This window comes from Marinobacter sp. 1-3A, assembly GCF_016597775.1.
Classification (GTDB): domain Bacteria; phylum Pseudomonadota; class Gammaproteobacteria; order Pseudomonadales; family Oleiphilaceae; genus Marinobacter; species Marinobacter xiaoshiensis.
The window spans coordinates 1-21707 of the sequence record NZ_VCGZ01000002.1; the positions used below are offsets into that span (position 1 = coordinate 1).

Below are 21707 nucleotides of genomic sequence, written 5' to 3' on the forward strand. Positions count from 1 at the left end.
AAGTCGCCAGGTCAGAAATTGCGAGCCCGTTGGGCCAACGACACTGAATCCGGAAAAATGCGCCGTAGAAAAAGACGCGGCTTAAACACAGAAACAGTGTCAACTATCTTGAAAAACACCGCTATGCAACAATAGATATATCACTGGGGTGGGATTTTGGCTCAACCGGTGATCTGAGCAGTTTGAAGGTAACACTGGAAGGCAACAACCTGCTGGACAAGCGCTACCGGGAACACCTTACTGATGGAGAAATCCTGTCCCCTGGCAGGGGCCTTGTTGCAAGGTTTGAAGGTAGTTTCTAGAGTAGTGGTCAGAGGGCGCTGAAGATGGGCAGCACAGCTTTAAAACCAGCTGAACACACCCAGCTCACGCCCCTATCCCATAGACATCCGGCGCCTGGATCTCGGCAATCAACCACTCTTTAAACGCTTTCATAGCCGCCATTAAAGGGCGATGCTTCTGATGAACAAGGTAGAAGGCCTTCCGGGTGTCGAGTGGGATATTAAAGGGCACCACCAAACTCCCGGAACTGATCTCTCTTGAGGTCAATGTGAGATCAGCAAGTGCAACGCCAAGATTTTCTTGCGCTGCGGCAGTGGTCAATTGGCTGCTCGACAATTGAAGGCTGTCTTTTGGCGTAATGTATTCCGAACTGGCCACCTGAAACCAGTTCTCCCACTCCCACATGCGGGTGCTGACATAAATCAATGTGTGATGTCGCAAATCGGCCGGCTCCAGCAAAGGGTGTTTTCCTTCCAGGAGTTTGGGGCTACACACAGGTACAAGCATTACTTTTTGCAGGAAGTAGACCTCAATGTCGTCCCACTCACCATTGCCGTAGTAGACCGCCATATCAGTACTCGACTGATTGAAATCGAGCAATCCAACCGAGGCACTTATCCGTAACTCAATATCCGGAAACATCTCTCTGAAACGAGACATACGGGGCATAAGCCAGCGCGTCAGGAAGTTGGGCGCGACGCTGATCTGGACCACATTCGTTTCCTTGCTGGCCGTGAGCCTGTGAGTCGCCACTTCAATTTCGTTCAGCGCATGCTTCACAGACACCAGGTACTGCTTGCCAGAAGGCGTTAGCTCAACAAGTATGTGGTGAAAACTCAGGAGACCATCCTTATGAACACTCAAGCATCACACATTCCCAGCATTACAGAAATCAGTCAGGCTGTAGAACTGGCCAAAAAAGAGCGCAGCGAATACATGGCAGAGCTAATTAGCGCGCTGCCTGCAAAGCTGAGTGCAATCTTTCGCTCTTCAGCGCAATCTGCAACGGGCAAGGTTTCTCCCAGCCATTAATAACGGCAATCTCGGAAACTGAGCTCGTCCAGCAACTGAATAAAAGTAAATTTCATGTTGCGAGGATAGCTGTTTAAGCTCGCCCTTCGAGGGCAGCACGCATTTTCAAAGTGACCAGCACCGTGTTCAGGTGTGGCACTGCAATACCATGGCGCTTGGCTATGGCCACCACACTGCCAAGCACAGCGTCCCGTTCGATCGGGCGACCGTTCAGGTAGTCCAGCGCCATACTGTTCTTGTACGCGGGCATCTTACGGGTACTCGCGATATTCTTGTCGATCAACGACTCGCCCATGGGGTAGCCGTCGGCCGCCGCTACCTCCATCACCTCGCGCATCATTGCCCGCATTAGCTCTTCGCCTCCATCTGTGTCCACCAGGGTTCGCGTGTCCGCACCATTGGCGATGACCGACAGGGGGTTAAACGGAGTATTCCAGAGACATTTCCGCCAACGCTCGCCCACTACGCGTTCAGTCAGTTCAACATTGATCCCGCCATCCCGAAACAATGCAGCAAGTATCTGGCAGCCCCCATCAATGCCTTGCGGGTAACGCCCAAACACCAGCTTTCCAAAGGCCTTGTGCTCGACTATTCCGGAATCCACCCGGCTTACCGCCGCAAACGCCAGACAACTTATGAGCGGGTTATACGGGTAGGCATCCACCAACTCTTGTTCAATATCCAGCCCGTTTTCAATCAGTACCAGGCGAGTATTCTCACCCATCCAGGGAGCAATCATGGCTGCCCTGTCTACGCCGGGAAGCACTTTCACACAGAGAATCAGGAAGTCGGGATAGGTTTCTGGCATGTCGCCAGACCGATAGACATGATCAGGCGCGAAGGACAGGTCACCGAGCGGGCTTTCGATTCGAATGCCATGCTCTTTGATCGCTTCATAATCTGAACGCACCACAACGCTCACAGCGCATCCGGCTTTCTTGAGAATGGCACCGTAGAAGCTACCAATCGCTCCGGCGCCAACAATCAGCATGCTTGGCTTTTTACTCATGTTTACCTACCCTCTTCTACATCAACCGAATGGCTGTTTGCACCAAGCCCGTAAAGATAGTTCATTACGCACTGCCCCACCAACCGGCGTTTTATATGCTTAACCAACGTGCACTTGCCTACCTGAACGAGGTCATTCGCCGCGGCTCCTTACGGCGCGCAGCCGCCCATCTGAATGTCGACGCCTCCGCTGTTAGCCGCCAGATAAAAGCTCTGGAAGAAGAGCTGGACACGCGCCTGTGTGAACGGCACGGGCGTGGTATGCGGGCAACTGCTGCAGGGCAGCTACTTGTTCACCACTTTCATTCCCAGAGAGCTTCCGAAGAGGCTGTACTTTCCCAACTGATGGCTCTGCAAAACCTGGCCAAAGGCGAAGTTCGAATAGCCGTGGGGGAAGGCTTTGTCGCAGATTTGATTGCCGCCCCGCTAGGCACTTTTATGTCGGAGTTCTCGGGGATCAATGTTGAAATCCGCATGGCCGGCGTTAACGAAGCCATGTCGCTTCTCAAAGATCGTGAGGTCGACATAGCACTACTCTATGCGCCACCGGCAGATCCGCAGTTTTTCTGCCATGTGGAAACCCGCCAGCCACTCGATCTGATTGTGCCTCCAGACCACCCGCTAACGGAGCTGAACCGCCCCGTAACACTCAACGATCTGAAAGGGTGGCCACTGGCACTTATGGACAACCCCTTTGGTATGCGGCAGATGGTGAATATGGCAGCTCACCAGGAACATGTGCACCTTGAGGCCCGCCTTCATACAAATTCCGTCTCTGTTTTGAAGAATTTTGTCCGTTCAGGGATCGGCGTTACGTTTATGCCAGAACTCACCGTCATGGATGAAATAATGCGAGGAGAAATCATTCCTCTACCCATGCAATACCCGATTATGAACGATACTCGCGCCCAGATTGTCAGCCTCAGAAGCCAGGAGTTAACGATTGCGGCAGCCGCGTGTATCGACCATTTGCAAAAAGGAATGCGTTTTTTCTCCGCTGACGCCCCTAGACTGTTGCAATAAAGTCCACACTTTAGGTATTGCATAGTCAACACTTCAACACATAGCCTACTAACTGGCATCCTTGAAGCACCTGTGGGTTCGTGTTTGGTGCCCAGCAACTAATGACAATAAAACAGGAAATTAAATATGATGACTAAACTCTTTTCACCCAAGCGCCTGATCTCAGCTTGCCTGCTTGGCTCTGCCTTGATGGCTGGCAACGCCCTCGCAGCAACCACAATTAACCTGAGCTACAACGGCGCACCAGATCTGGAAAAGAACGCTGTTCACGTTTTTGCCACGAACCTGAAAGAGCTGGTCGAAGAAAAAACCAATGACCAGCTAAAGCTGACGCTGTACCCCAACAGCATGCTGGGCGAAGAGCAGGAGCGCATGGAGCAAACCATGAGCACGCCGTCGCTCAACATCGCATCCTTTGCGGGTGTCTCGCCTCTGGTAGATGAGATTTTTGTCAGCGCCATCCCGTTCCTGTTCGAAGATTTTGCTGCCGCACGTACATTCTTTGATGAAGGCAAGTATTGGCAGGAAGTAAGCGCTGCCCTGAAAGAGCGTGCTGGCATCGATATGCTGGCTGTTGTTGAAGAAGGCGGTTTTCTGGCCTTCACCAACAACAAAAGGCCCATCAGCCGTCCTGCTGACTTTGAAGGTTTGCGCTTCCGCGCCATGGACCCAAGCCAGGTAGCACTTTATGAAGCATTTGGTGCGTCCGGCACGCCTATCCCCTGGACAGAAACCTATATGGCTCTGCGTACCAGAGTAGCTGACGGCCAAATGAACCCGCCCATGTACATCGCCCTGGGCAGTCTTCATGAAGTTCAGAAGTACCTGACCCTTGCGAATATTCAGTACTCCGATCAGTTCCTTGTGGGCAACAGCAAGATGATCGAAGGCTGGGATGAGGATATTCGCAGCGCCTTTATGGAAGCCGTCGCCGAGGCCAACCGCAACGCCAGGGAGCTCAATGAAGCACAAGTTGAAAAGCGCATCACCTTCCTGGAAGAGCAAGGCATGGAAGTTATTCGTCCTTCTGAAAAAGACCTGGCCGAGTTCCAGAACATTGGCCAGCCCGCCTACCTGAAATGGCTCAAAGAGCGCGGTATTGAGCAGCGCTGGATTGATATGGCTCTGGAAGATGCGGGCATGAAACGCTAAACCACGCCTTTTCTTTACCACGACAGAGGGCTGGTTTCGCCAGCCCTTTATCTTTCTGCGCATACTGGAACGCTGCAATGCTCACCAAGCTTCGTTATCGCCTGTTGGCTATAAGCTGCCCGTCTACCCTGACTCTGGCGGGAGCTTTGTTATCCCTTAATGTCGCAGCCATTCTGTTTGGGGTTTTTGCACGCTACATTGCTGGTGGTGCGCCTATCTGGACAGATGAGCTCTCACGCTTTTTGATCATAGGCACCGTTATGCTCGGGGCTGGCGCGGTTTGGGCTGAAGGTGGCCACATGCGTGTTGGCCTGCTGGAAAAGCTGCTACCCGCACCAATCGCACGAGTGCTGGTTGTCTACCAATGGCTGCTTACTTTGTTTGTTGCCCTGGGAGCAGCGTGGGCCAGCTATCGCTATGCGTTGTCGGTCAACATGTTCACCACATCCGGGCTCGGCATTAGCCGAACAGTCCCTCTGATGTCATTACCTCTCGGCTTTTTACTGCTGGCCTGGCATGCACTGCTGTATGGGCCTGCCCCCCTCAAGACCATAGAGGACCAGCTATGATCCTCACCATGTTGGCCGTTTTTCTTGTCCACGTTTTACTTGGACTGCCTTTGTTCATCGCTCTGATTACAACGGCAATTGTAGGCTTCCTATTTGTTGATCCGTCGATGATTCCACGGATGATGCCGCAGCAGTTCTTTAGCGGGATCAACGTATTCTCCCTGATGGCGATTCCATTGTTTATCTTCGCCGGCAACCTGATGAACGTGAGTGGCTTGACCGAGCGTTTGATGGGGTTGGCTCGACTGCTGGTTGGGCACTTACGGGGCGGCATGGGCCACGTTAACGTGGTTTCGAGCATCTTCTTTGCAGGTATCAACGGTTCTGCCGTGGCCGACACATCGGCACTGGGCTCTCTGTTAGTTCCAGCCATGGAGAAAGAAGGCTACTCAAGGGCCTTTGCCGCCGGTTTGACCGCAGGCAGCTCGCTCATAGGCCCGATCATTCCACCCAGCATTTTCATGATTCTTTATGCCTCACTGACAAACATTTCAGTGGGTGATCTGTTTCTGGCGGGCGTTGTGCCTGGCTTGCTGCTGGGCGTGGCTTTTATGGGCATGAACGCCTGGTATGCCTGGCGCAAGAAGCTGCCCAAAAGCGGAAAGCTACCTTCCTTCGGCCAACTTGGAGTCGCATTTATTGGTGCGCTGCCCGCTCTGATTGCACCGTTCATTATCGTTGCAGGCATAGTGTTTGGCTTTGTAACTCCGACCGAATCCGGGGCGCTCACAGCTCTGTATGTGGCTTTGTGTGGTTTCGTGCTTGGCGGGCTACGTTTACAGGAGTGCTGGAAAGCGGTCGTTGATACAGCACGCCTGACCTCTGCGATTTTCCTGATCATGGCAGCCTCTGCCACCATTAGCTGGCTTCTCTCCTACGCTCAGGTTCCTGCGCAGTTTGTGTCTCTGCTCGCACCTTATGTCGACAATGGTGTGATCATTCTATTGCTGCTGAGCCTTATCACCTTCTTCACGGGCATGTTTATGGAAGAAGTGTCGGCGCTGATGCTGCTTACGCCAATCTTTGTGCCCGTGGCCATGATGGCCGGCATAGACCCGGTTCATCTGGGTGTCATCATCACGCTGAACATCACCATTGCGCTGATAACACCACCGCTAGGCGCCTGCGTTTTCGTCGCAGCGGCGGTCAGCCGGCTTGAGATAGTCTCGCTGTTCAGAACCATCTGGCCCTTTGTGCTGACGGCTGTTGCGGTACTCATTCTATTAATTCTGTTCCCACCGCTGACGCTGTGGCTCCCTACCCAGTTTGGATAAGACAATGCCTTTAACTACGTTATTGAGTGATTTGACGCCCATCCCCAGCTACCCGGCTCCCAGCTGGGAAACTCTGCGCTCCGTGTCGATTGAAGATAACGGTGAGAGCCTGGTGCCAATGAGCCTGGCTCCTGCACCCATAAAGGTATTTCCTGCCTACGCCCGAATGGGCATACCCGGTGCGATACAGGAATGCTTTGTTCGTGAAGGTGTGTACCGGGCACTACTCGCTGCGGCGCGCAGTCTGCCCGAAGGGATCGGCATCATCGTTCTGGACGGCTGGCGCCCATGGCGGGTGCAACAGTACTTGTTCGACACCCTGCATGAGGCCATTCAGCATCAGCAACCCGACCTGGACGAAGCAGCACTACTTGAGAGAACAAGGGAGTTTGTCTCGGTTCCAAGCCGCGAACCGACAGCCCCAAGCCCGCACCTTACCGGCGGTGCAGTGGATGTGACGCTCTGCGATGCTGATGGTTTGCCGTTGGATATGGGTACGTTGTTTGATGAAGCACTACCGGCTTCCCACAGCGATTATTTCGAGCAACTCGAAACCCTCACGTCGCAGCAGAAGAAAGCACGGGATCACCGCCGCTTGCTATTCAACACCATGAAACAGCAGGGTTTCACCAACCTGCCCAGTGAATGGTGGCACTACGATTTTGGCGATCAACTATGGGCTTACTACGGCGCCCATGACCAGGCCTGCTACGGCCCGGCCGAATTGGACACCATTGAAAACCGCTGGCGCCAACAGCTGGCGTAACGGCTAATATGAACATGCAGGCTTGGCGCGCCAATCGGCCGTACTATGCCTGCGGAATCACCATAGGGTAGCCCTCTGGCAAGGCCAGCACTCGCGCCTTTAAACCAAACACCTTGTCCAGCAACCCCGGCTCCAGAATGGTATTTGCTGCGCCATTTTCTACTATGCGCCCTGCCGCCATCATCACCAGGCGGTCGGCGTAGCATGACGCTACGTTCAGATCATGTATCACCGCTACGACGCTATACCCCTGATCTTTCGCCAGCTCCCGCAGCAGGCTGAATACGGTTTGCTGTTGAGCAGGATCCAGCGCCGAGGTACATTCATCCAGCAGCAATAGCCGTGGCCCGTTTGTGTGCCAGATTTGCGCCAACACTCTGGCGAGCTGCACCCGCTGCTGCTCACCTCCAGACAAGGTTGGCACCAAACGGCCGGCCATATTGCCAATGCCCAATCGCTGCAGCAGGTAATCAATCAGTTCATTGCGCTCTGCGGCAGCTAGGCCCGAGCATCCCAATGCCACTATTTCACGAACCGTGAATGGGAAGCTCACATCCACCCGTTGGGGCATCACCGCCCGTTGGCGGGCAAGCTCAGCGCCTTTCCATTGCTGAATTGAGCGGCCGAACAGTTCAATGGTGCCCTGCCCAAATGCCAACTCTCCCGCCAGCGTTTTCAACAATGATGACTTGCCGGCACCGTTAGGGCCGAGCAACGCAACCAGCTCACCCGGTTCGACGGTGAGTGACACATCTTGCAGTATTCGGCTTCGCCCTATGGTCAGCCCTAACTGCTTAGCCCTTAAAACTTTCATGGTGCCAGCTCCCTATGCGCCAATGCGCATTCTCATAAGCAGTACCAAAAAGAATGGCCCGCCTAACAGCGACATCATCAAACCAATGGGCAGTTCCGCCGGCGCCACAACCACCCGCGCCAAGCTGTCTGCCGCCACCAGTAACACACCGCCTGCCAGTCCACTGGCGGGGATCAATACCCTGTGCCCAGCGCCGACAATTTGTCGTAACAGGTGCGGCACCACCAACCCAACGAACCCGATAAGGCCGGTTACCGCCACCGCAGCGCCCGTACCCAGTGCAGACAGCAAAACCGTCGCCCGCTTTACCCACTGCACCGAAAACCCGAGATGACCCGCTACCGATTCCCCGAGTGCGAAAGCATCAAGAGGCTTGGCCAACAGGGGTGCCAGCAGCAGAGCCACCAGCATCCAGGGGCCAGCGATGCGAATGTCTTCCCAGCTGGCACGGCCAAGACTGCCCATGCTCCAAAAGGTCAACGACCGCAACTCCCCATCATCGGCGTAGAAGGTCAGCAGGCCTGTTAAGGCACCGGCCACTGCATTAATGGCTATACCTGCCAGCAGCAGAGTTGCCACAGCCACTCCACCAGAGCGACTGGCAACGCGCCAGGCCAACAGGGTTGTAACTACCGACCCCAGAAACGCCGCCAGCGGCAAAGCCCAACGGCCGGTGAGCAACGCCCAACCAGACAGCCAACTGCCCCCAAGAACAATCACCGACACCGCGGCCAATGCGGCACCACCAGAAACCCCGATTAATCCCGGGTCTGCCAGCGGATTGCGAAACAACCCCTGCAGCAGAGTTCCCGAAACGGCCAGCACAGCACCGGTGAGAAACCCTAAAACCAAGCGGGGCATGCGAACCTCGAAAAACACCATCTGGGTGGCGGGCTTTGCAAGAGCCGGTTCCACCAGCAGATTCAGCACATCTTTAGCGCCTAACGGATAAGCACCGTTGGTCAAAGAAAACAGAGCCGCCAGAACAGCCAACGCAGCCAGAACCCCGAAGGTGGCGCCAGCTGGAACTCGCCGCGCCGTATCAGTCGCCATGATTGCTGGCGAAGGTGTTCTCTGGCCGCGGCCCTTCCGGGAGAATCTGATCAATGGCCAGCATGGCCTCTGCCAGCCGTGGCCCAAAACTCAGCAGCAACATGCTGTCACCCACATAGCGGTGGCCGTTTTTCCAGGCGGGCAGTTGTGCCAGCTCCGGCCAGTCTGTAATTCGGAACTGCCCGGGAGCAGTCTCCGCCACAATAATGGCATCAGGATTGGCGCTGATGATCGCTTCGCGACTCGCCGGTTTATAGCCTCGAATATCACTGACTGCGTTGGTGGCACCGATACTATCAAGCAAGGCATCAGCACCAGTGTGGCTGCCGCCGAATGAGACACCATGATTACCTGCGGCTAACAATATCAATACGCTGGGTGCCCATTCCCTCGCAGCCACTTTCTTATCAATACCGTCAAATACCCTTTGCAGGTCGCTGACAAGCTTTGCGGCCTCAGCTTCCCGGTTCACCAGCTCGCCGATAGCGGTAATCCGCTGCAGCGTCTGTTCCGGGCTTTGGGCAACGGGTAGTCGAGTCACCTTCACTCCTACCTGTTCAAGCCGCTGCAAGGTTTGCTCTGGCTCTGCTTCTTCCGTGGTGATCAGCTGATCCGGGTTTAGCGACAACACGCCTTCAAAGGGTAAAGCACGCAGATAGCCCACCTTGGGCAGTTGATTTGCTGCAGCCGGATATTTACTGGTGGTATCAACGCCCACCAGCTGATCCTCCACTCCAAGCGCAAACAAGATCTCCGTCACCGCGCCGTCGGCACTGACAATGCGTGAACTGCCAGCGTCTGCTTCACCGGCACTTCCGGCATAAGCCGGAAGTGCCAGCAGGGTTGTCAGCAAAATGCCTATCAACCGCATAGCTTTGCCTCCAGAACTCTCACTTCGGCCTGCCAGTCTGCTGATTCTGTCTGGCCAGGCTTACGCTTTCCGAAGACAGTAAGTACGATTTCACCGTTTGCGTTATAGCCTTCCAATGAAGTTATGGTGCCGTCCACAGAAGGCCGCTTCACGGTCCACCAATCTGTCACATCGCCGGTCTTTGCATGCAGGTTGAACCCCGGGTCCAGCACATTCATCCACTCGCCTACCCGGCGAATGTTATCCACCTGACCTGTCCAGATTTGCACGATGCCGGGGTTACCCACAAACACCATAATCGGGCACTGGTTGGTTTTTACCTGCAGCAACAGCTCATCCAGCGGCGACTCAATCGAGTCCGTACTGCCCATGAGCTTTCGGGTGTAGGCAGGGCCAACCAACTCAACCGCAGTCAGGCGGTCGACTTTGTTGCGTTTGAGCATGGCGTGGAAATGGTGCACATCTTTCAGTGTTGCCCAATCCTGCTGCAGGGCTGACACGTCCACACTGGCAGGGTCCACACGCGGCTCCGGCGAGGGGGCGGATTTCAACTCCGGCGTTACAGGCTGATCGGCCTGGTATTTTGCGACCAATGCATCCCAGGCTTCGGCATCTGTGCCTGCAGTTTTATACACCTTCTGGATAGCTCGCCCGCTGGCATCAAAAAACTGCAGGCTATGGCGTGTGCCGGAACGCACCTCTTCAACCACCTGAAAACCAAAGGCCCAGCTGCGGAAGAACACCCGCAGATCCATTTCACCAACGGACAGGCCCATGGAACCACCGCCGGTTACCTTGAACCCTTTCAGGTGGCCGGTAATCTCATGCACCATTTCATCATTGCGGGCGAGCATCATAACTTCGCCAACAGATTCCAGCTCCGTTATCAGTGCACCAAAATCATTCGTCAGAGGCGTAAGTGCGCCTTCTTCACGACACATCATCAGCTCCATTTCACTAACGCCGAGCAAAGCCGCAGCATTGCGAATCCGCAAATTTGGCTGCTCAGACATCAGCAGCTGCCAGCGGTCTTTTAGCGAAATTTCTGACTGAACCTCAGGGGCTTCTATGGTTGCGTTCATAATATTTACTCTGCTGCGGTTAGTGATGCGTTAGTCCAACGAACGATGGGCTGTCCTGAAACACCGTCGTCGCCGTAATAGCCAACAATTTGAACGGCATAAACAGACGCTTCAGGATCGGTGGAGTCGGTATCGATCAGGTACACGCGGAAATTGGGACGAAGCAGATGGCCACCCGCCTGGTCGTAGGCGTACCAGCTTGTGGCCTTGAACACGCCACTTGTTGTGTCCGCGGCGTATCGGCTTTTCAGATCCTCGCCTGAAGCAGGCGCTATGGTGGCGCTGAGGTAGCCTTCCAGAACGGTCCATTCAAAGGGCCCGAATACTCCACCGTCGCCATCACCCGAGGTGCCACTGTTACTTCTCAGGTAGATATCGCGGCCAGCGAAGCCCAGCTTTACGTCCCAACTTGCAGAGGTTTCACAGTCCACCGAAGAGCCCGCATCAAAATCAAAGCAGCTTTCGCCTCCAGCCGCGCCGATCGACCCGGTAAACGTCGCCGTTTGAGTGAAAGTGTCGGTACCTGGAACCTGAACATCGAAGGCCACTGTAAAACTCTTGATGCCCTCACCCGTGCGGGTAGGAAAATCCATTTCGATCATTCGCATACGGGCGTAGCTATTGCCTTCCGCTGACCGCACCAACCAACCATTGTCCGAATTGGCGTTCATGATTCCGCCGTCAGGGTTGTAGCTGTACCAATCACTGCCAAAGCTGTTGGTGATTGAATCACTAACCCAGTCCCTGCTGCCCGGCTCTGGATACTCCGCCAATAAGGCCTCTTCCTCTGATGATGCCGTGGCATTCACCAGAAGATTGAAGTTGGGTTCGCCTGCATTGTCATAAAACTTGCCCTGGGAGTTAGCAACAGCCCCAGCCACATTGCCGGCCCCCGAGGCGCCGCCATTCACCTGCACCGTGTCGCGTTTGAATGACAGGTGCCAGTCGGTTCGGCCTTGCGCTTCTTCCACCGTCATTTGCATGGTCGCGCCAGTGTTCAAATTCAGGTAGGTGGCCTGGCTATAAGATTTCGCATCCACCACCTGGCGCTTTGTTTGTGCGCTGCCATCAGTCTCATCTGACCCGCCAAGACTGTTATCACTGCCGCCACAACCAGCCAGCAATACCACTGCTGTTGCCAACCCGAGCCCCCGGTAAATACCACTCATGCACTTTCTCCTTGTTGATCGATCGTTAGTTTCCAAAACCAAGCGTCACGCCCATGTACACAAATCGTCCTGCCACCGGGCCGAAATCATCGACATCGTCGAAGTCACGCTGTTTATTGGTGAGGTTGTCGACACCGGCAAACAGTTGCAGGTTGTCGCTAAAGGTCTGATTCAGTTTCAGATCCACCGTGGTGTACCCCGGGGACTTTTTGGTTTCGTCTGTATCCACGTACTCCGAACTCTGGTTGCGCACCCGCACCGACCAGTTCAGCCCGGGGATGCCTCCTGGCCCATCCAGGCCAAGCCGCGCTTGGTGCTGCGGCCGATTGGGTAACTCAAGGCCAGTGGCCCGGTCTTCTGCCTGGGTATAGGTGTAGCCAGCGGTCACTTCCCAGCCAGGGGAGAACTGCCAGCCAGCCGTGGTTTCCACTCCACGGGTGCGCGCCTTATCAACGTTGGCGTACCGATACACATCCACGCCATCACCACGGGCAGCGGTTGCGTCAGCATCAAATTGGGTCTGGATCAGATCATCGATCAGGTTCTGAAAGGCATTAACCTCAAACCAGCCGGTGTTCAGGTAATTGACACCCCAACCGAGCTGCAGGTTTTGCGACGTTTCTGGTAACAGGTCCGGGTTGCCTTCAACCACATAGCCAAGCTGGCTGTGGTCGAATCGGTAATGACGCTCTTTCAGGTTGGGCACTCGATAGCCGCCACTCCAGCTTGCACGGAGGTATTGGCTGGCGGGGCTATCTGGCGTCAATTCATAGCGGGTGTTTAGCTTGGGGGCATAATGGTCGCCGAAATCGGAGTCCTGCTGACCGCGGATTCCGGCGACCCACTCCCAACGGCTCGAGGGCATCCAGGTATCCTGAAACCAGATTTCCTTGCTGTTGCGCGAACGTTTGCCGCCATCCAGTTCCATCTGGCCATCAATCGTTTGTTCCAGGGTTTCATGGCGGAAATCGGCACCCACCATGAGCAGATGACTCTCACCCATGGCGAATTCACTGTGAGCCGATGCCTGGGACAACACTTGATTCGCATCGCGATGATCAAACTGGCCAAAGGTTGAATACTTATAGGTATTGTCTGTGAGTTCTTCCCGCAGCAAATTCCAGAAAACAGCCTGCGTTTCACTCACAACATGCTCGCCACCCAGCACCGTGCGCCAGCGCTCGACCGACTCTTCCTTTCCTTGTTTGACAACAGTGCCGGCTTTTTCGTTCAAGAACCGGGAGCCGGAGGCCTCATCAAAATAACCGGCTTCAGCAAACAACTTGTGATCGCTCTCCGGCAGCCACTCCAGCCGGGTATTGAACTGGTTGCGATCGTATTCATCTCCTGGCCTCGCCCAGGTAGAGGGCTCCGGATCAATACCATTGGATTTCTGGTGCGATCCACTCAGACGAAGCCGCAGATGTTCACTGCCCATGTCGATATTGGCTCGTGCACCGTAGCGACCAAAATCAGCACGGTCGCCACTGGGGTTTTGCTCGCCATAACTGCCACCATCCAGGGTAACCTCACCCCGGACGCCCGGCTCAAGATCGCGGGTAATAACGTTGACGACACCGCCGATGGCCGCACTACCGTATTGTGCAGAGCCCGCGCCCTTCACCACTTCAATCCGCTTTACATCCAGCAGTGCCAGCTGGCTTACATCCACCGACGAGCCGGTTGTGGCCGTGAGTGGCAACCCGTCTACCAGCACCAGCACCCGATCAGCACCGACACCCTGAAGCCAGACTTCCTTCCCGGCCTTGCCATGAATGTTCCGCAGCTGCACTCCGGCAACGTTCTCGATCGCCTCTGCGACGTTTCTGGCGTGGGTTTTTTCCAATTCCCGGTCTGTTACAACTTCAGTCCGCACGGGGGTGTCACTGAGCATGCGGTTGGAGCGGGTACCGGTAACGACGATTTCATCCAGGTAGTAGGAGGATTGTGGCGCGGTGTCTGCTGCCGCCTGCCCGCAAACACTCAGAGTAAGTACAGCCATAGAGAACAAAGGCAGTGTCGAACGATTCTTCCCGCATGCAGCACTCACTCACTTCCACTCCTCTCAAGTGGGCAGGCCAACAACAGCCACCCAAACAATAACGAGAAGCATTCTTGTTTAGATTTTGATTTCTGTCAACAAAAAACAAGGACTTTTATGCAGGGAAGAAAAAAGGGGCCTGGCTATGGTATCTATCGGCGATCGCTGAGTTTGAACGCCACGGGAATGGACACGCTCAGGGTGTTCTGGTCGAGATCATCCGGAAAGGCCGGCAGGGGGGCCGCGTTTTCAAGCATACGGATGACCGCTTTATCCAGCTCAGGGTAACCGGACGGCGTGGTAATACTGGATTCCACAATGCGCCCTTGGCGATCAAGGGTGAAGCTGAGCCCGACTACCCCTTCCTGACGCCGCAGGCGGGAGGATCGTGGATAGCGTTTAGCACGGGCAAGCTTGGCTGCAACCACGGCCAGATAGGAACTTCGGACACCGGGGTTGCCTCCAGAGGCACTGGCGCTGCTTTCGCCACTGCCAGCCTTGCGCGCCGGAGCAGCGGCATCCTTGGTTGCTTCGGTGTCCGGCAACGTCTGACTAGACGTCGTTGTTATGGGAGGCTCCGGAACCACAGGCTTGGGTTCTGGTTCTGGTTCCGGCTCTGGTTCAGGCTCCGGCTCCGGCTCCGGTTCTGATTCTGGTTCTGGCTCAGGCTTTGGAGATTCTTCTACGCTCACCTCTGCTGTTTGCCTGGGCTGTTCCGGCTCGCTTACTACCGGCTCCGGTTTGGGAGGTGCCGGGATCGGTTTGGGTGGCTCGACAGGGGCTGGAGCGGCCTCCTGGGTTTCGGCCTCGACACCCAGATCACCCAACATACCGAGATCGACCTCAACACCCGCCTCCCCCGGAGACTCAGCCCCTTCCGGAAGGGTGGCTGTGCGCGCAAACGCCGCAAGCACCAACAAATGAAGTGCCAGCGTCAATACCGCTGCACCGAGCCAGTGACGCCTTGCAATCATTCAGCGTCACCTTGGCGGGTTAGCAGAGCCACCTTTAACAGCCCGGCCTTTTTGATGTGGTGCAGCACTTCCTGCAATACCTCAACCGGTAACATGGCATCGGCTTTAACCAATACAGAAACTCCATCAACGGTTTCCGCTTCATCCAGTAGGCTTCCGAGCTTTTCTACCAGGAGATCCGGAGACACCTCGGTGTTATCCAGGTACATAGAACCATCAGCCGCAACCAAAACCGTCGCTGAGTGCTCTTTTCCTTGAGCTGCTGTAAGAGATTCGGGAGCTTGAACCATCACCGCATCAGAGGCAGTGATTTGCCCGGCGACCATGAAGAAAATCAGCATCAAAAATACAATGTTGATCAATGGCACCAGGTTATCATCCGAAGCCAGATCCTTTTTCGGGGCGGTTGCCGAGAGCCTCACTTCGGCCCCTCTGCAAGCGACACGTGGGCAGCGCCAGCATTCTTCAAGCGATCCAGCAGGGTGATAAGCGCCTGCGTGTGAAGACCTGCATCAGCCTGAATAGCAAACACCGCATCGGGTTTAGCCGACACCAATTCAGCCAGCTCATCGCGACTGGGGTCCCTGTAGACCCGCCCCTCCAGCTCAAAATGACCCTGATTAGAGGTTAGGCGAATCAGCTGTATGTCTTTCGGTGGCGCGGAATTACTGTCGGCAGGCGATGCAACATCCAGCTGCCGCCAAGTAATAAACGTGGATGACAGCATAAAAAACAACAGCAGAATGAAGACCACATCAATCAACGGTGTCAGGCTGATGCCTTTGGCCCGCCTTACCGGTGAGGCATCAAGCTGCATTCCGCAGCGCCTCCGATGATGCCGCGGTCTCAAACGGCGGCAGCGTGGGCGAGCAGGTAAAAACCCTTGTGACCGCATCGCTCATAGTTGCAGATACCCGCTCAACCTTGCGCTCAAGCCAGGAGTGCACGGCAACAACAGGTATGGCTACCGAGAGGCCAACGGCGGTTGTCAGCAACGCTTGCCAGATACCACCAGAAAGCACGGAAGGATCTACCTGATTGCCAGCGGCTTCCATTTGCTGGAACGCCACGATCATTCCCATGACCGTACCGAGCAAGCCCAGCAGCGGGCTAAGTGAACCAATCATCTCAAGAGGGCGGAAGAAGCTACGCAGGTCGTTCAGGTACCCCGTCGCCACTCGCTCAACTTCTTCACGCAGGATGCCATCGTCAGTGGTGTTGAGCTGCCCTTGCATTGCCATAGCCACAACCGATGAAATGGGCCGCTGCACATTCAGGGCCTTCATTGCCTTCCTGCGGTCACCCTTTTTCCAAAGGCTTAGCGCAGCGTCCACATCAGCAGTACTCTCCGCACGCACCAGCATGAATTGCCACATTTTGACCAGAATTATGGTCATGGCAACTACAGAAAACACCGCCAGAATCCACACCACCGGGCCGCCAGTAACCAACAGCCCTTGTAGCTGTGCAAAAAACGGAACAGATATACCAGCGCCCACAACGCTCCCCCTCGAGTAAACATCAACAATATTCGTGAATGCTAATTGTTATCATTTGCCTTCGCAAGGGCACCGAGAGAACTTTGACTTTCAGGCAACAAAACCGGCTGTTTGATTTTTGTGCAGAAATAGCGTAACATGCTGATTATAGTTATTTTTTAAAAGGAACATTTTCTTAGTAAAACAAGGAGAATATTATCACTATTAATCAAGGCGATCGTATTTTTCACCCCGGTCATGGCATCGGAATCGTTGAATCCATTCTTAAAAAGAGTTTCTCTGGCGAGGACAAAACCAAGTTCGTAAAACTTTATTTCGAACGTGACGACCTCACCTGGCTGGTGCGCGCCAATGATCTCCCAAGCAACATTCGCTTCCCCATGAGTGCTCAGGAAGCGAAGAAGATCATCAAGCATGTGAAGAGCTGGCAAGGAAAGTTAAGCGAACAGTGGAAAACCCGGTCAACCGCTAACCAGGCCGCTATCGATAAAGGCGACCCCTACGGTTATGCCGAGATGGTTAAAGGCCTAAGCGTGATGCAAGAGGAAAACCCGCTGAGCATGACAGACCGCAGGCACCTGAACCTCGGCATAAAGTTTTTGAGTGAAGAACTCTCCAGTGCACTGGGCAAAACGCAAGAGCGGGTACAGCAGCTTATAGAAGAAGCTTCCAGGTCAAAGCCAACCACAGCCTGACCCACAGGCAGCACGAGCTCATAATCCAAAGTGTGTTCAGTATTTTAAAGGCCTTACGCGAGAGCGTAGGGCCTTTTTCGTTACAATATGAGTGTGAGCTTTCAGCGACCCATTACATGAGGACGTTTTTATGAAGAAATTTATTAATGCGAACATATACCGCAACAGCGATGCCACCGAAATCCTCGTGGAAAATGGCGTTATTCGAGCACTTGGAACCGACCTCCCCCCGGCTGAGGAAACAATCGACCTGAAAGGCCGCCTCGTTGTGCCTCCTTATGTAGATGCCCACCTTCACCTCGACTACGTCTACACCGGCGGCAGCAAGGGGGCCAAAAACAACACTGGCACGCTGTTCGAGGGCATAGCTCGCTGGCACGATGTGAAAAAGAACCAATCGTTCGAAGATGCAAAAGAACGTGCGCTAAAAGGCATCCAGGAAGAAGTCTCAAAAGGTGTGCAGTTCATCCGCACCCACATCGATGTATGCGACCCGAATCTCACCGGGCTAAAAGCCATGCTGGAGGTTCGTGAACAACTTAAGGATAACGTCACCATTCAGATCGTCGCCTTTCCCCAGGAAGGGATGTATGCCTACAAAGGCGGTGACGAATTGGTGGAAGAAGCGTTGAAGATGGGCGCCGACTGCGTAGGCAGCATTCCCCACTTCGAGTGGGCCCGTGAAATCGGCGAGAAATCCATTCACCGCACCGTTGAGCTGGCCATCAAATACGACAAGCTTATCGACGTACACTGCGACGAAACAGACGATGTGATGAGTCGTTTTGTTGAACTTCTGAACGCCCTGGCCATGACCGAAGACATAGGCACTCGTACCGCGGCCAGCCATACCTGCTCCTTCGGTTCGGCCGACAACGCCTACGCATTTCGCATGATGAGACTGTTCCAGAAATCAGGTCTGAACTTCATTGCCCTGCCCACTGAGAATGCCTACCTGCAAGGCAGGCAAGACACCTACCCGAAACGCCGAGGCATGACGCGAGTAAAAGAGTTCTGGGAGAGCAACATTAACGTCTGCTTCGGCCAGGATTCCATCAACGACCCCTGGTATCCGGTAGGCAACGGAAACCTGATGAACATTCTGGATAACGGCATTCACATGGCCCAAACCATGTCGATGGATCAACTCGATACCTGTCTGGACCTGATCACCTTCAACGGTGCAAAAACCCTGAACGTTGAAGACCAGTACGGCCTGGATGTGGGCAAACCGGCGAACTTTCTGGTGCTGGATGCCACCAGCTCGTTTGAAGCCGTTCGCCAGCGAGCGGATGTACTGGCATCCATCCGCAACGGGGAATACCTGTTTCGGAAATCAGAGCCCAGCTACGACATTGAACTGGATCTGTTCAGAAAAACCAGGTAACACCGACTGGCCAACACTGACAAAGGGGAGCGCAAAGGTGACGCTCCCCACATTTTTACACTTCTACAACAATCTGGCTGTTTGTAACAGTCGGTAAATTAAGCAGAATCCCCGCAATTAAGAAAAGTACACCACCAAAACCGCGATAAGGGATTCAGGATGTATTTCAGAGGTGCTGCAGCACTCGGGTTAACCGCCATTTTACTTTCAGGCTGCGGGGGAAGTTCCTCAAGCAAAACAATCACCGAATCCCGGCACTCAGTCAGCTTTCCTGATGCTATCTCTATGGTCAGTTATCAGTATCAGCCAAAACATGAGGCGCTACCGGGAAACGTACGATATAGCGGATACAACCTCCCGGACTGGGCGTCCGTTGATGCAAGAACCGGAATCATTTCCGGCACCCCCGGCCCGGAGCATGCATCGGCGCAGGTCGAGCTTTCAATCGCAGCATCCAATGACTCCCATCGCTTGATCCTCATGGACACCATCAAGGTGGAACACGCTGGCGCTTTTCTCAGCCCGCCCGCACTGGATTTCTACGCCAAGGATTTTGATGGCAACCCGCGAGAGCCAAGAAACGACCTTTCAGGGGGCGAACTAGAAGGCGAAGTTCAATTTGTACAGTCCCACTCTGTTGCGCCCGCCAATAATTTTGAACGCAACACGACCGATGAGACCAAAAGCAAATACATGCCCCGGTTAACGGCACTGCGGGATACCCTGCTCCTGTTTGTCCCCAATAACGGTATTGAGCCGATTACCATGCATGCCGAAGTAAGTGTGAATGGCCAACCCTTGCTGACGCTACCAATGGCACACCCTAACGACTTGCCGAAATCCGACGTTGCGGGCGCTCAACCCATTCAGTACTCCACTAAGGCATGGTCCGTGAACCTGCCCTGGGATACCGTAAAAAACGGTTTATCTCTTGAGTTTATAGTTGATAAAGACGTAGAAAGCAGAGTTTCCGGCTACTTACCTGCTGCTGATATCGACATTGGCGAAGCCTCCCGGATTGTTTTCCAGAGCATCCGTTTGGGCATGCTGACCGAACCCGGTCAAAGCAATGGGCACTACACACTTCGGGATCCTGTGCTGGCCGCTACAGATTATTTCCAGACCCTGCCTGTCTCGAAACTCGTTATGGGTAGCTACGCAGATGCCGTACTCAACCGCGTAATCATCCGCTCGGGTACCATATACGACAAAGACATTGATGGTAGCAGTCAGGTTGAAGGTAATGTTTACAGCGGTGACATGCGCGAGAACGTTGGTAAATCGCAGGTCAGCGTTGGCATAAACATGGCCAACTTCGGTTACACCAGCAATAACATGAATCAACAGCACCCTCATGTATTCAAACAGATAACCAATCACCATGCCTGGGGCATGTACACGAACGGGCGCGTTGGTCACGGCCTCAGTGGTGGTAACGGTATCGGAACGCTTTACGACTCCCGAGGCAACGAAGCCAGCCATGAGTGGGGCCACGCTTATGGCCTCGGCCACTATCCCGGCCGAGGTCTGACCGATGATGGGCGCTGGGCTGTCCACCATGCTGACAGCGGCTGGGGATACATTGCGCACCGCAACCGGATGCGCGCCAACCTGTTTGGCCTGAACGATGAAGGTGCGTACAACTACAAGCGGGACGCCATGTCAGGCGGCTCTGATGGTGGGCCTTTCTCTGTTTACACTCACTACACGGGCTATACCGCCAGAATCATTCAAAACGATCTGGCCAGTCTCCCCATTCCAGATACAAGCTACCCGGACGGCTACAAAAAATGGAATACAACCACCGGCCAATTTGAGAATCACGCCAGCTCACATCCTGCGCCTGTGGCCGTGGGTGTGGCGGTTGCGACTATTCTGGGCGGCTATGATCCTGATGGCACCAACGCCGTCATCTATCCGGTGTTCCACGGCAACTACGGGAACCTGTTCGACCTGCCAGAACCTGACCTCAATTCCTCAGCCAATCAGTGCTGGGTAGAGGTCAATAATCGCAAGGGCGAGCAAAAGCACATCAGCGTTGCTTCCTCTCGGCATAGTCAGAACAGCATCAACCAACTCCATTTCAATTTGCGAGCGGACTTCAAGCCAACCAGCGCCAGCCTTTATTGCCGGCGTAATGGCACCGATGAGAAACTCACGGAAACTTCTTTTAGCGGGGAAATACCTGAGCTCCCACCCGTAGCGATCGTTGGTCAGGAAGCAGGACATCACCAGTTGCGCACGAAGGAAATAGCCGAAATTGAAGATAAGCTGAACGCTATGGACCCTGCCAGCTTCAATACATTGAGCGGTGATCTTGCAGTCCAGGTAGCCAGTTACACTGAGCGGGAGTTAAAGGGTGGGCTGTCTGGCCCAGCATGGCGACTGCTTCAAAAGATCAAACGCGACCAGGAGCTGACCACTGAGATTGCGGTTATCATTGCCAAGGCACGGCTTGAAAACCTGTCTTCAGAGGAAACCAAATACCGATTGATGCAATCACTGACCGCCAGCGGATTGATTGAATCAATAGACGATTTACTGCTGACTGGCGACGTTATTCAAGGGAACAATGTGTATTTCGACACAAACCTTGTGGATGCCAAATATATTGCCGTGACCACTGTGCCGGCTGACATTGCCAATGCCAGCCACTGGGTTATGGATCTCAAAAATCGCATCCACCCTGTGGCAACGCCCTGGCAATGCCTGACCCCCTCAGGCGAACGTCTGGAGTTGGCACTCTGCCAGCAGGACAATGCTGCACAGCGGTGGACCTACACCCCTGACACTCAGCTTTTGCGTAACGAAGGCAATGGCAAGTGCGTCGACTATGCTCGTCACAACGGCACCCTGATCACTTATGGCTGCTCAGGCAACTGGAACCAGCAATGGGCAGGAGTCATCACTTCAGAAAACAAGCTGTTGTCACTGTTGGATGGCAACTTACTGGCCGAGGTTTACGGAGTGATTCTGGCTGACTGACCAGGGTGTCCCCATGCGGTTTATCATCCGA

Annotated in this window: 21 protein-coding genes and 1 pseudogene; 10 read left to right on the top strand and 12 right to left on the bottom strand. The window is 54.4% G+C overall.

All coding sequences use genetic code 11. The features are described 5' to 3' along the window. Positions 1–366: 366 nt before the first annotated feature. Positions 367–1146 carry a LysR substrate-binding domain-containing protein gene (locus FE848_RS03240; RefSeq protein ID WP_200201320.1) on the bottom strand — a complete coding sequence of 260 codons (780 nt, stop codon included), beginning with the start codon at positions 1144–1146 and terminating at the stop codon, positions 367–369. Here FE848_RS03240 and FE848_RS03245 point away from each other — a divergent pair. Beyond that, a complete protein-coding gene (locus FE848_RS03245; protein ID WP_200201321.1) occupies positions 1135–1314 on the top strand; it encodes an RSP_7527 family protein in 180 nt (59 codons plus the stop codon). The genes FE848_RS03240 and FE848_RS03245 overlap by 12 nt on opposite strands. Positions 1315–1387: 73 nt before the next feature. Here FE848_RS03245 and FE848_RS03250 read toward each other — a convergent pair whose 3' ends face one another. Continuing rightward, positions 1388–2323 carry a ketopantoate reductase family protein gene (locus FE848_RS03250; protein ID WP_200201322.1) on the bottom strand — a complete coding sequence of 312 codons (936 nt, stop codon included), beginning with the start codon at positions 2321–2323 and terminating at the stop codon, positions 1388–1390. Positions 2324–2418: 95 nt separating this feature from the next. On the opposite strand from FE848_RS03250, the gene FE848_RS03255 reads away from it, so the two are divergent. From FE848_RS03255 to FE848_RS03275, 5 genes are all read left to right on the top strand, one after another. Next, entirely contained in the window at positions 2419–3345 is a 927-nt protein-coding gene (locus FE848_RS03255; protein WP_200201323.1) for a LysR family transcriptional regulator, read from the top strand. A 126-nt stretch (positions 3346–3471) separates the two neighbouring features. Next, a complete protein-coding gene (gene dctP, locus FE848_RS03260) occupies positions 3472–4497 on the top strand; it encodes a TRAP transporter substrate-binding protein DctP (protein ID WP_200201324.1) in 1026 nt (341 codons plus the stop codon). A gap of 77 nt (positions 4498–4574) precedes the next feature. Then, the gene (locus FE848_RS03265; RefSeq protein ID WP_200201325.1) at positions 4575–5066 is read left to right on the top strand and encodes a TRAP transporter small permease; all 492 of its coding nucleotides are present in this window, start codon (positions 4575–4577) and stop codon (positions 5064–5066) included. Beyond that, positions 5063–6340, top strand: a complete 1278-nt coding sequence (locus tag FE848_RS03270) for a TRAP transporter large permease (RefSeq protein ID WP_200201326.1) — start codon at positions 5063–5065, stop codon at positions 6338–6340. Before FE848_RS03265 ends, FE848_RS03270 begins: the two co-directional genes overlap by 4 nt. A gap of 4 nt (positions 6341–6344) precedes the next feature. Beyond that, positions 6345–7106 carry a M15 family metallopeptidase gene (locus tag FE848_RS03275; RefSeq protein WP_227714856.1) on the top strand — a complete coding sequence of 254 codons (762 nt, stop codon included), beginning with the start codon at positions 6345–6347 and terminating at the stop codon, positions 7104–7106. A gap of 43 nt (positions 7107–7149) precedes the next feature. Here the strand turns inward: FE848_RS03275 and FE848_RS03280 are convergent, their stop codons facing one another. From FE848_RS03280 to FE848_RS03325, 10 genes are all read right to left on the bottom strand, one after another. Continuing rightward, positions 7150–7920 carry a heme ABC transporter ATP-binding protein gene (locus FE848_RS03280; RefSeq protein ID WP_200201327.1) on the bottom strand — a complete coding sequence of 257 codons (771 nt, stop codon included), beginning with the start codon at positions 7918–7920 and terminating at the stop codon, positions 7150–7152. Positions 7921–7932: 12 nt separating this feature from the next. Continuing rightward, complete coding sequence (locus FE848_RS03285; RefSeq protein ID WP_200201328.1) at positions 7933–8973, bottom strand: FecCD family ABC transporter permease; 1041 nt, start codon at positions 8971–8973, stop codon at positions 7933–7935. Continuing rightward, entirely contained in the window at positions 8963–9844 is an 882-nt protein-coding gene (locus FE848_RS03290; RefSeq protein ID WP_200201329.1) for a heme/hemin ABC transporter substrate-binding protein, read from the bottom strand. The genes FE848_RS03285 and FE848_RS03290 overlap by 11 nt, the downstream gene beginning before the upstream one ends. Then, a complete protein-coding gene (locus FE848_RS03295; RefSeq protein WP_200201330.1) occupies positions 9835–10926 on the bottom strand; it encodes a hemin-degrading factor in 1092 nt (363 codons plus the stop codon). The genes FE848_RS03290 and FE848_RS03295 overlap by 10 nt, the downstream gene beginning before the upstream one ends. Before the next feature lie 5 nt (positions 10927–10931). After that, positions 10932–12095, bottom strand: coding sequence for an HmuY family protein (locus tag FE848_RS03300; protein WP_200201331.1), 1164 nt, complete (start codon positions 12093–12095; stop codon positions 10932–10934). Positions 12096–12120: 25 nt separating this feature from the next. Next, positions 12121–14145 (bottom strand): TonB-dependent receptor, encoded by a 2025-nt coding sequence (locus tag FE848_RS03305; protein WP_320159498.1) that lies wholly within the window; start codon positions 14143–14145, stop codon positions 12121–12123. 143 nt (positions 14146–14288) lie between these two features. Then, on the bottom strand, positions 14289–15110 hold the full coding sequence (locus tag FE848_RS03310) for an energy transducer TonB (RefSeq protein ID WP_200201332.1): 822 nt from the start codon (positions 15108–15110) through the stop codon (positions 14289–14291). Then, complete coding sequence (locus FE848_RS03315) at positions 15107–15532, bottom strand: ExbD/TolR family protein (RefSeq protein ID WP_200201333.1); 426 nt, start codon at positions 15530–15532, stop codon at positions 15107–15109. Before FE848_RS03315 ends, FE848_RS03310 begins: the two co-directional genes overlap by 4 nt. Next, positions 15529–15927 carry an ExbD/TolR family protein gene (locus FE848_RS03320; protein WP_200201334.1) on the bottom strand — a complete coding sequence of 133 codons (399 nt, stop codon included), beginning with the start codon at positions 15925–15927 and terminating at the stop codon, positions 15529–15531. The genes FE848_RS03315 and FE848_RS03320 overlap by 4 nt, the downstream gene beginning before the upstream one ends. Next, positions 15917–16609 carry a MotA/TolQ/ExbB proton channel family protein gene (locus FE848_RS03325; protein ID WP_200201335.1) on the bottom strand — a complete coding sequence of 231 codons (693 nt, stop codon included), beginning with the start codon at positions 16607–16609 and terminating at the stop codon, positions 15917–15919. Before FE848_RS03325 ends, FE848_RS03320 begins: the two co-directional genes overlap by 11 nt. Positions 16610–16812: 203 nt before the next feature. Between FE848_RS03325 and FE848_RS19015 the strand changes: the two are divergent. The 4 genes and pseudogenes from FE848_RS19015 to FE848_RS03340 all read left to right on the top strand — a co-directional run. Then, positions 16813–16926: pseudogene (locus tag FE848_RS19015) on the top strand (CarD family transcriptional regulator); the annotation flags it as partial. Positions 16927–16989: 63 nt separating this feature from the next. Continuing rightward, complete coding sequence (locus FE848_RS19020; protein ID WP_413785003.1) at positions 16990–17304, top strand: hypothetical protein; 315 nt, start codon at positions 16990–16992, stop codon at positions 17302–17304. 130 nt (positions 17305–17434) lie between these two features. Further along, positions 17435–18691: a cytosine deaminase gene (codA, locus tag FE848_RS03335; RefSeq protein WP_200201336.1), complete on the top strand. Its 1257-nt coding sequence runs from the start codon at positions 17435–17437 to the stop codon at positions 18689–18691. A gap of 159 nt (positions 18692–18850) precedes the next feature. After that, entirely contained in the window at positions 18851–21676 is a 2826-nt protein-coding gene (locus FE848_RS03340; RefSeq protein WP_200201337.1) for a M66 family metalloprotease, read from the top strand. Positions 21677–21707: the final 31 nt, after the last annotated feature.

What these genes read in the sequence shown, in the direction of transcription:
- FE848_RS03245 (WP_200201321.1), top strand. Translation starts at nt 1,135, where the DNA reads ATGAACACTCAAGCATCACACATTCCCAGCATTACAGAAATCAGTCAG.
- FE848_RS03250 (WP_200201322.1), bottom strand. Translation starts at nt 2,323, where the DNA reads ATGAGTAAAAAGCCAAGCATGCTGATTGTTGGCGCCGGAGCGATTGGT.
- FE848_RS03255 (WP_200201323.1), top strand. Translation starts at nt 2,419, where the DNA reads ATGCTTAACCAACGTGCACTTGCCTACCTGAACGAGGTCATTCGCCGC.
- dctP (WP_200201324.1), top strand. Translation starts at nt 3,472, where the DNA reads ATGATGACTAAACTCTTTTCACCCAAGCGCCTGATCTCAGCTTGCCTG.
- FE848_RS03265 (WP_200201325.1), top strand. Translation starts at nt 4,575, where the DNA reads ATGCTCACCAAGCTTCGTTATCGCCTGTTGGCTATAAGCTGCCCGTCT.
- FE848_RS03270 (WP_200201326.1), top strand. Translation starts at nt 5,063, where the DNA reads ATGATCCTCACCATGTTGGCCGTTTTTCTTGTCCACGTTTTACTTGGA.
- FE848_RS03275 (WP_227714856.1), top strand. Translation starts at nt 6,345, where the DNA reads ATGCCTTTAACTACGTTATTGAGTGATTTGACGCCCATCCCCAGCTAC.
- FE848_RS03280 (WP_200201327.1), bottom strand. Translation starts at nt 7,920, where the DNA reads ATGAAAGTTTTAAGGGCTAAGCAGTTAGGGCTGACCATAGGGCGAAGC.
- FE848_RS03285 (WP_200201328.1), bottom strand. Translation starts at nt 8,973, where the DNA reads ATGGCGACTGATACGGCGCGGCGAGTTCCAGCTGGCGCCACCTTCGGG.
- FE848_RS03290 (WP_200201329.1), bottom strand. Translation starts at nt 9,844, where the DNA reads ATGCGGTTGATAGGCATTTTGCTGACAACCCTGCTGGCACTTCCGGCT.
- FE848_RS03295 (WP_200201330.1), bottom strand. Translation starts at nt 10,926, where the DNA reads ATGAACGCAACCATAGAAGCCCCTGAGGTTCAGTCAGAAATTTCGCTA.
- FE848_RS03300 (WP_200201331.1), bottom strand. Translation starts at nt 12,095, where the DNA reads ATGAGTGGTATTTACCGGGGGCTCGGGTTGGCAACAGCAGTGGTATTG.
- FE848_RS03310 (WP_200201332.1), bottom strand. Translation starts at nt 15,110, where the DNA reads ATGATTGCAAGGCGTCACTGGCTCGGTGCAGCGGTATTGACGCTGGCA.
- FE848_RS03320 (WP_200201334.1), bottom strand. Translation starts at nt 15,927, where the DNA reads ATGCAGCTTGATGCCTCACCGGTAAGGCGGGCCAAAGGCATCAGCCTG.
- FE848_RS19020 (WP_413785003.1), top strand. Translation starts at nt 16,990, where the DNA reads ATGAGTGCTCAGGAAGCGAAGAAGATCATCAAGCATGTGAAGAGCTGG.
- codA (WP_200201336.1), top strand. Translation starts at nt 17,435, where the DNA reads ATGAAGAAATTTATTAATGCGAACATATACCGCAACAGCGATGCCACC.
- FE848_RS03340 (WP_200201337.1), top strand. Translation starts at nt 18,851, where the DNA reads ATGTATTTCAGAGGTGCTGCAGCACTCGGGTTAACCGCCATTTTACTT.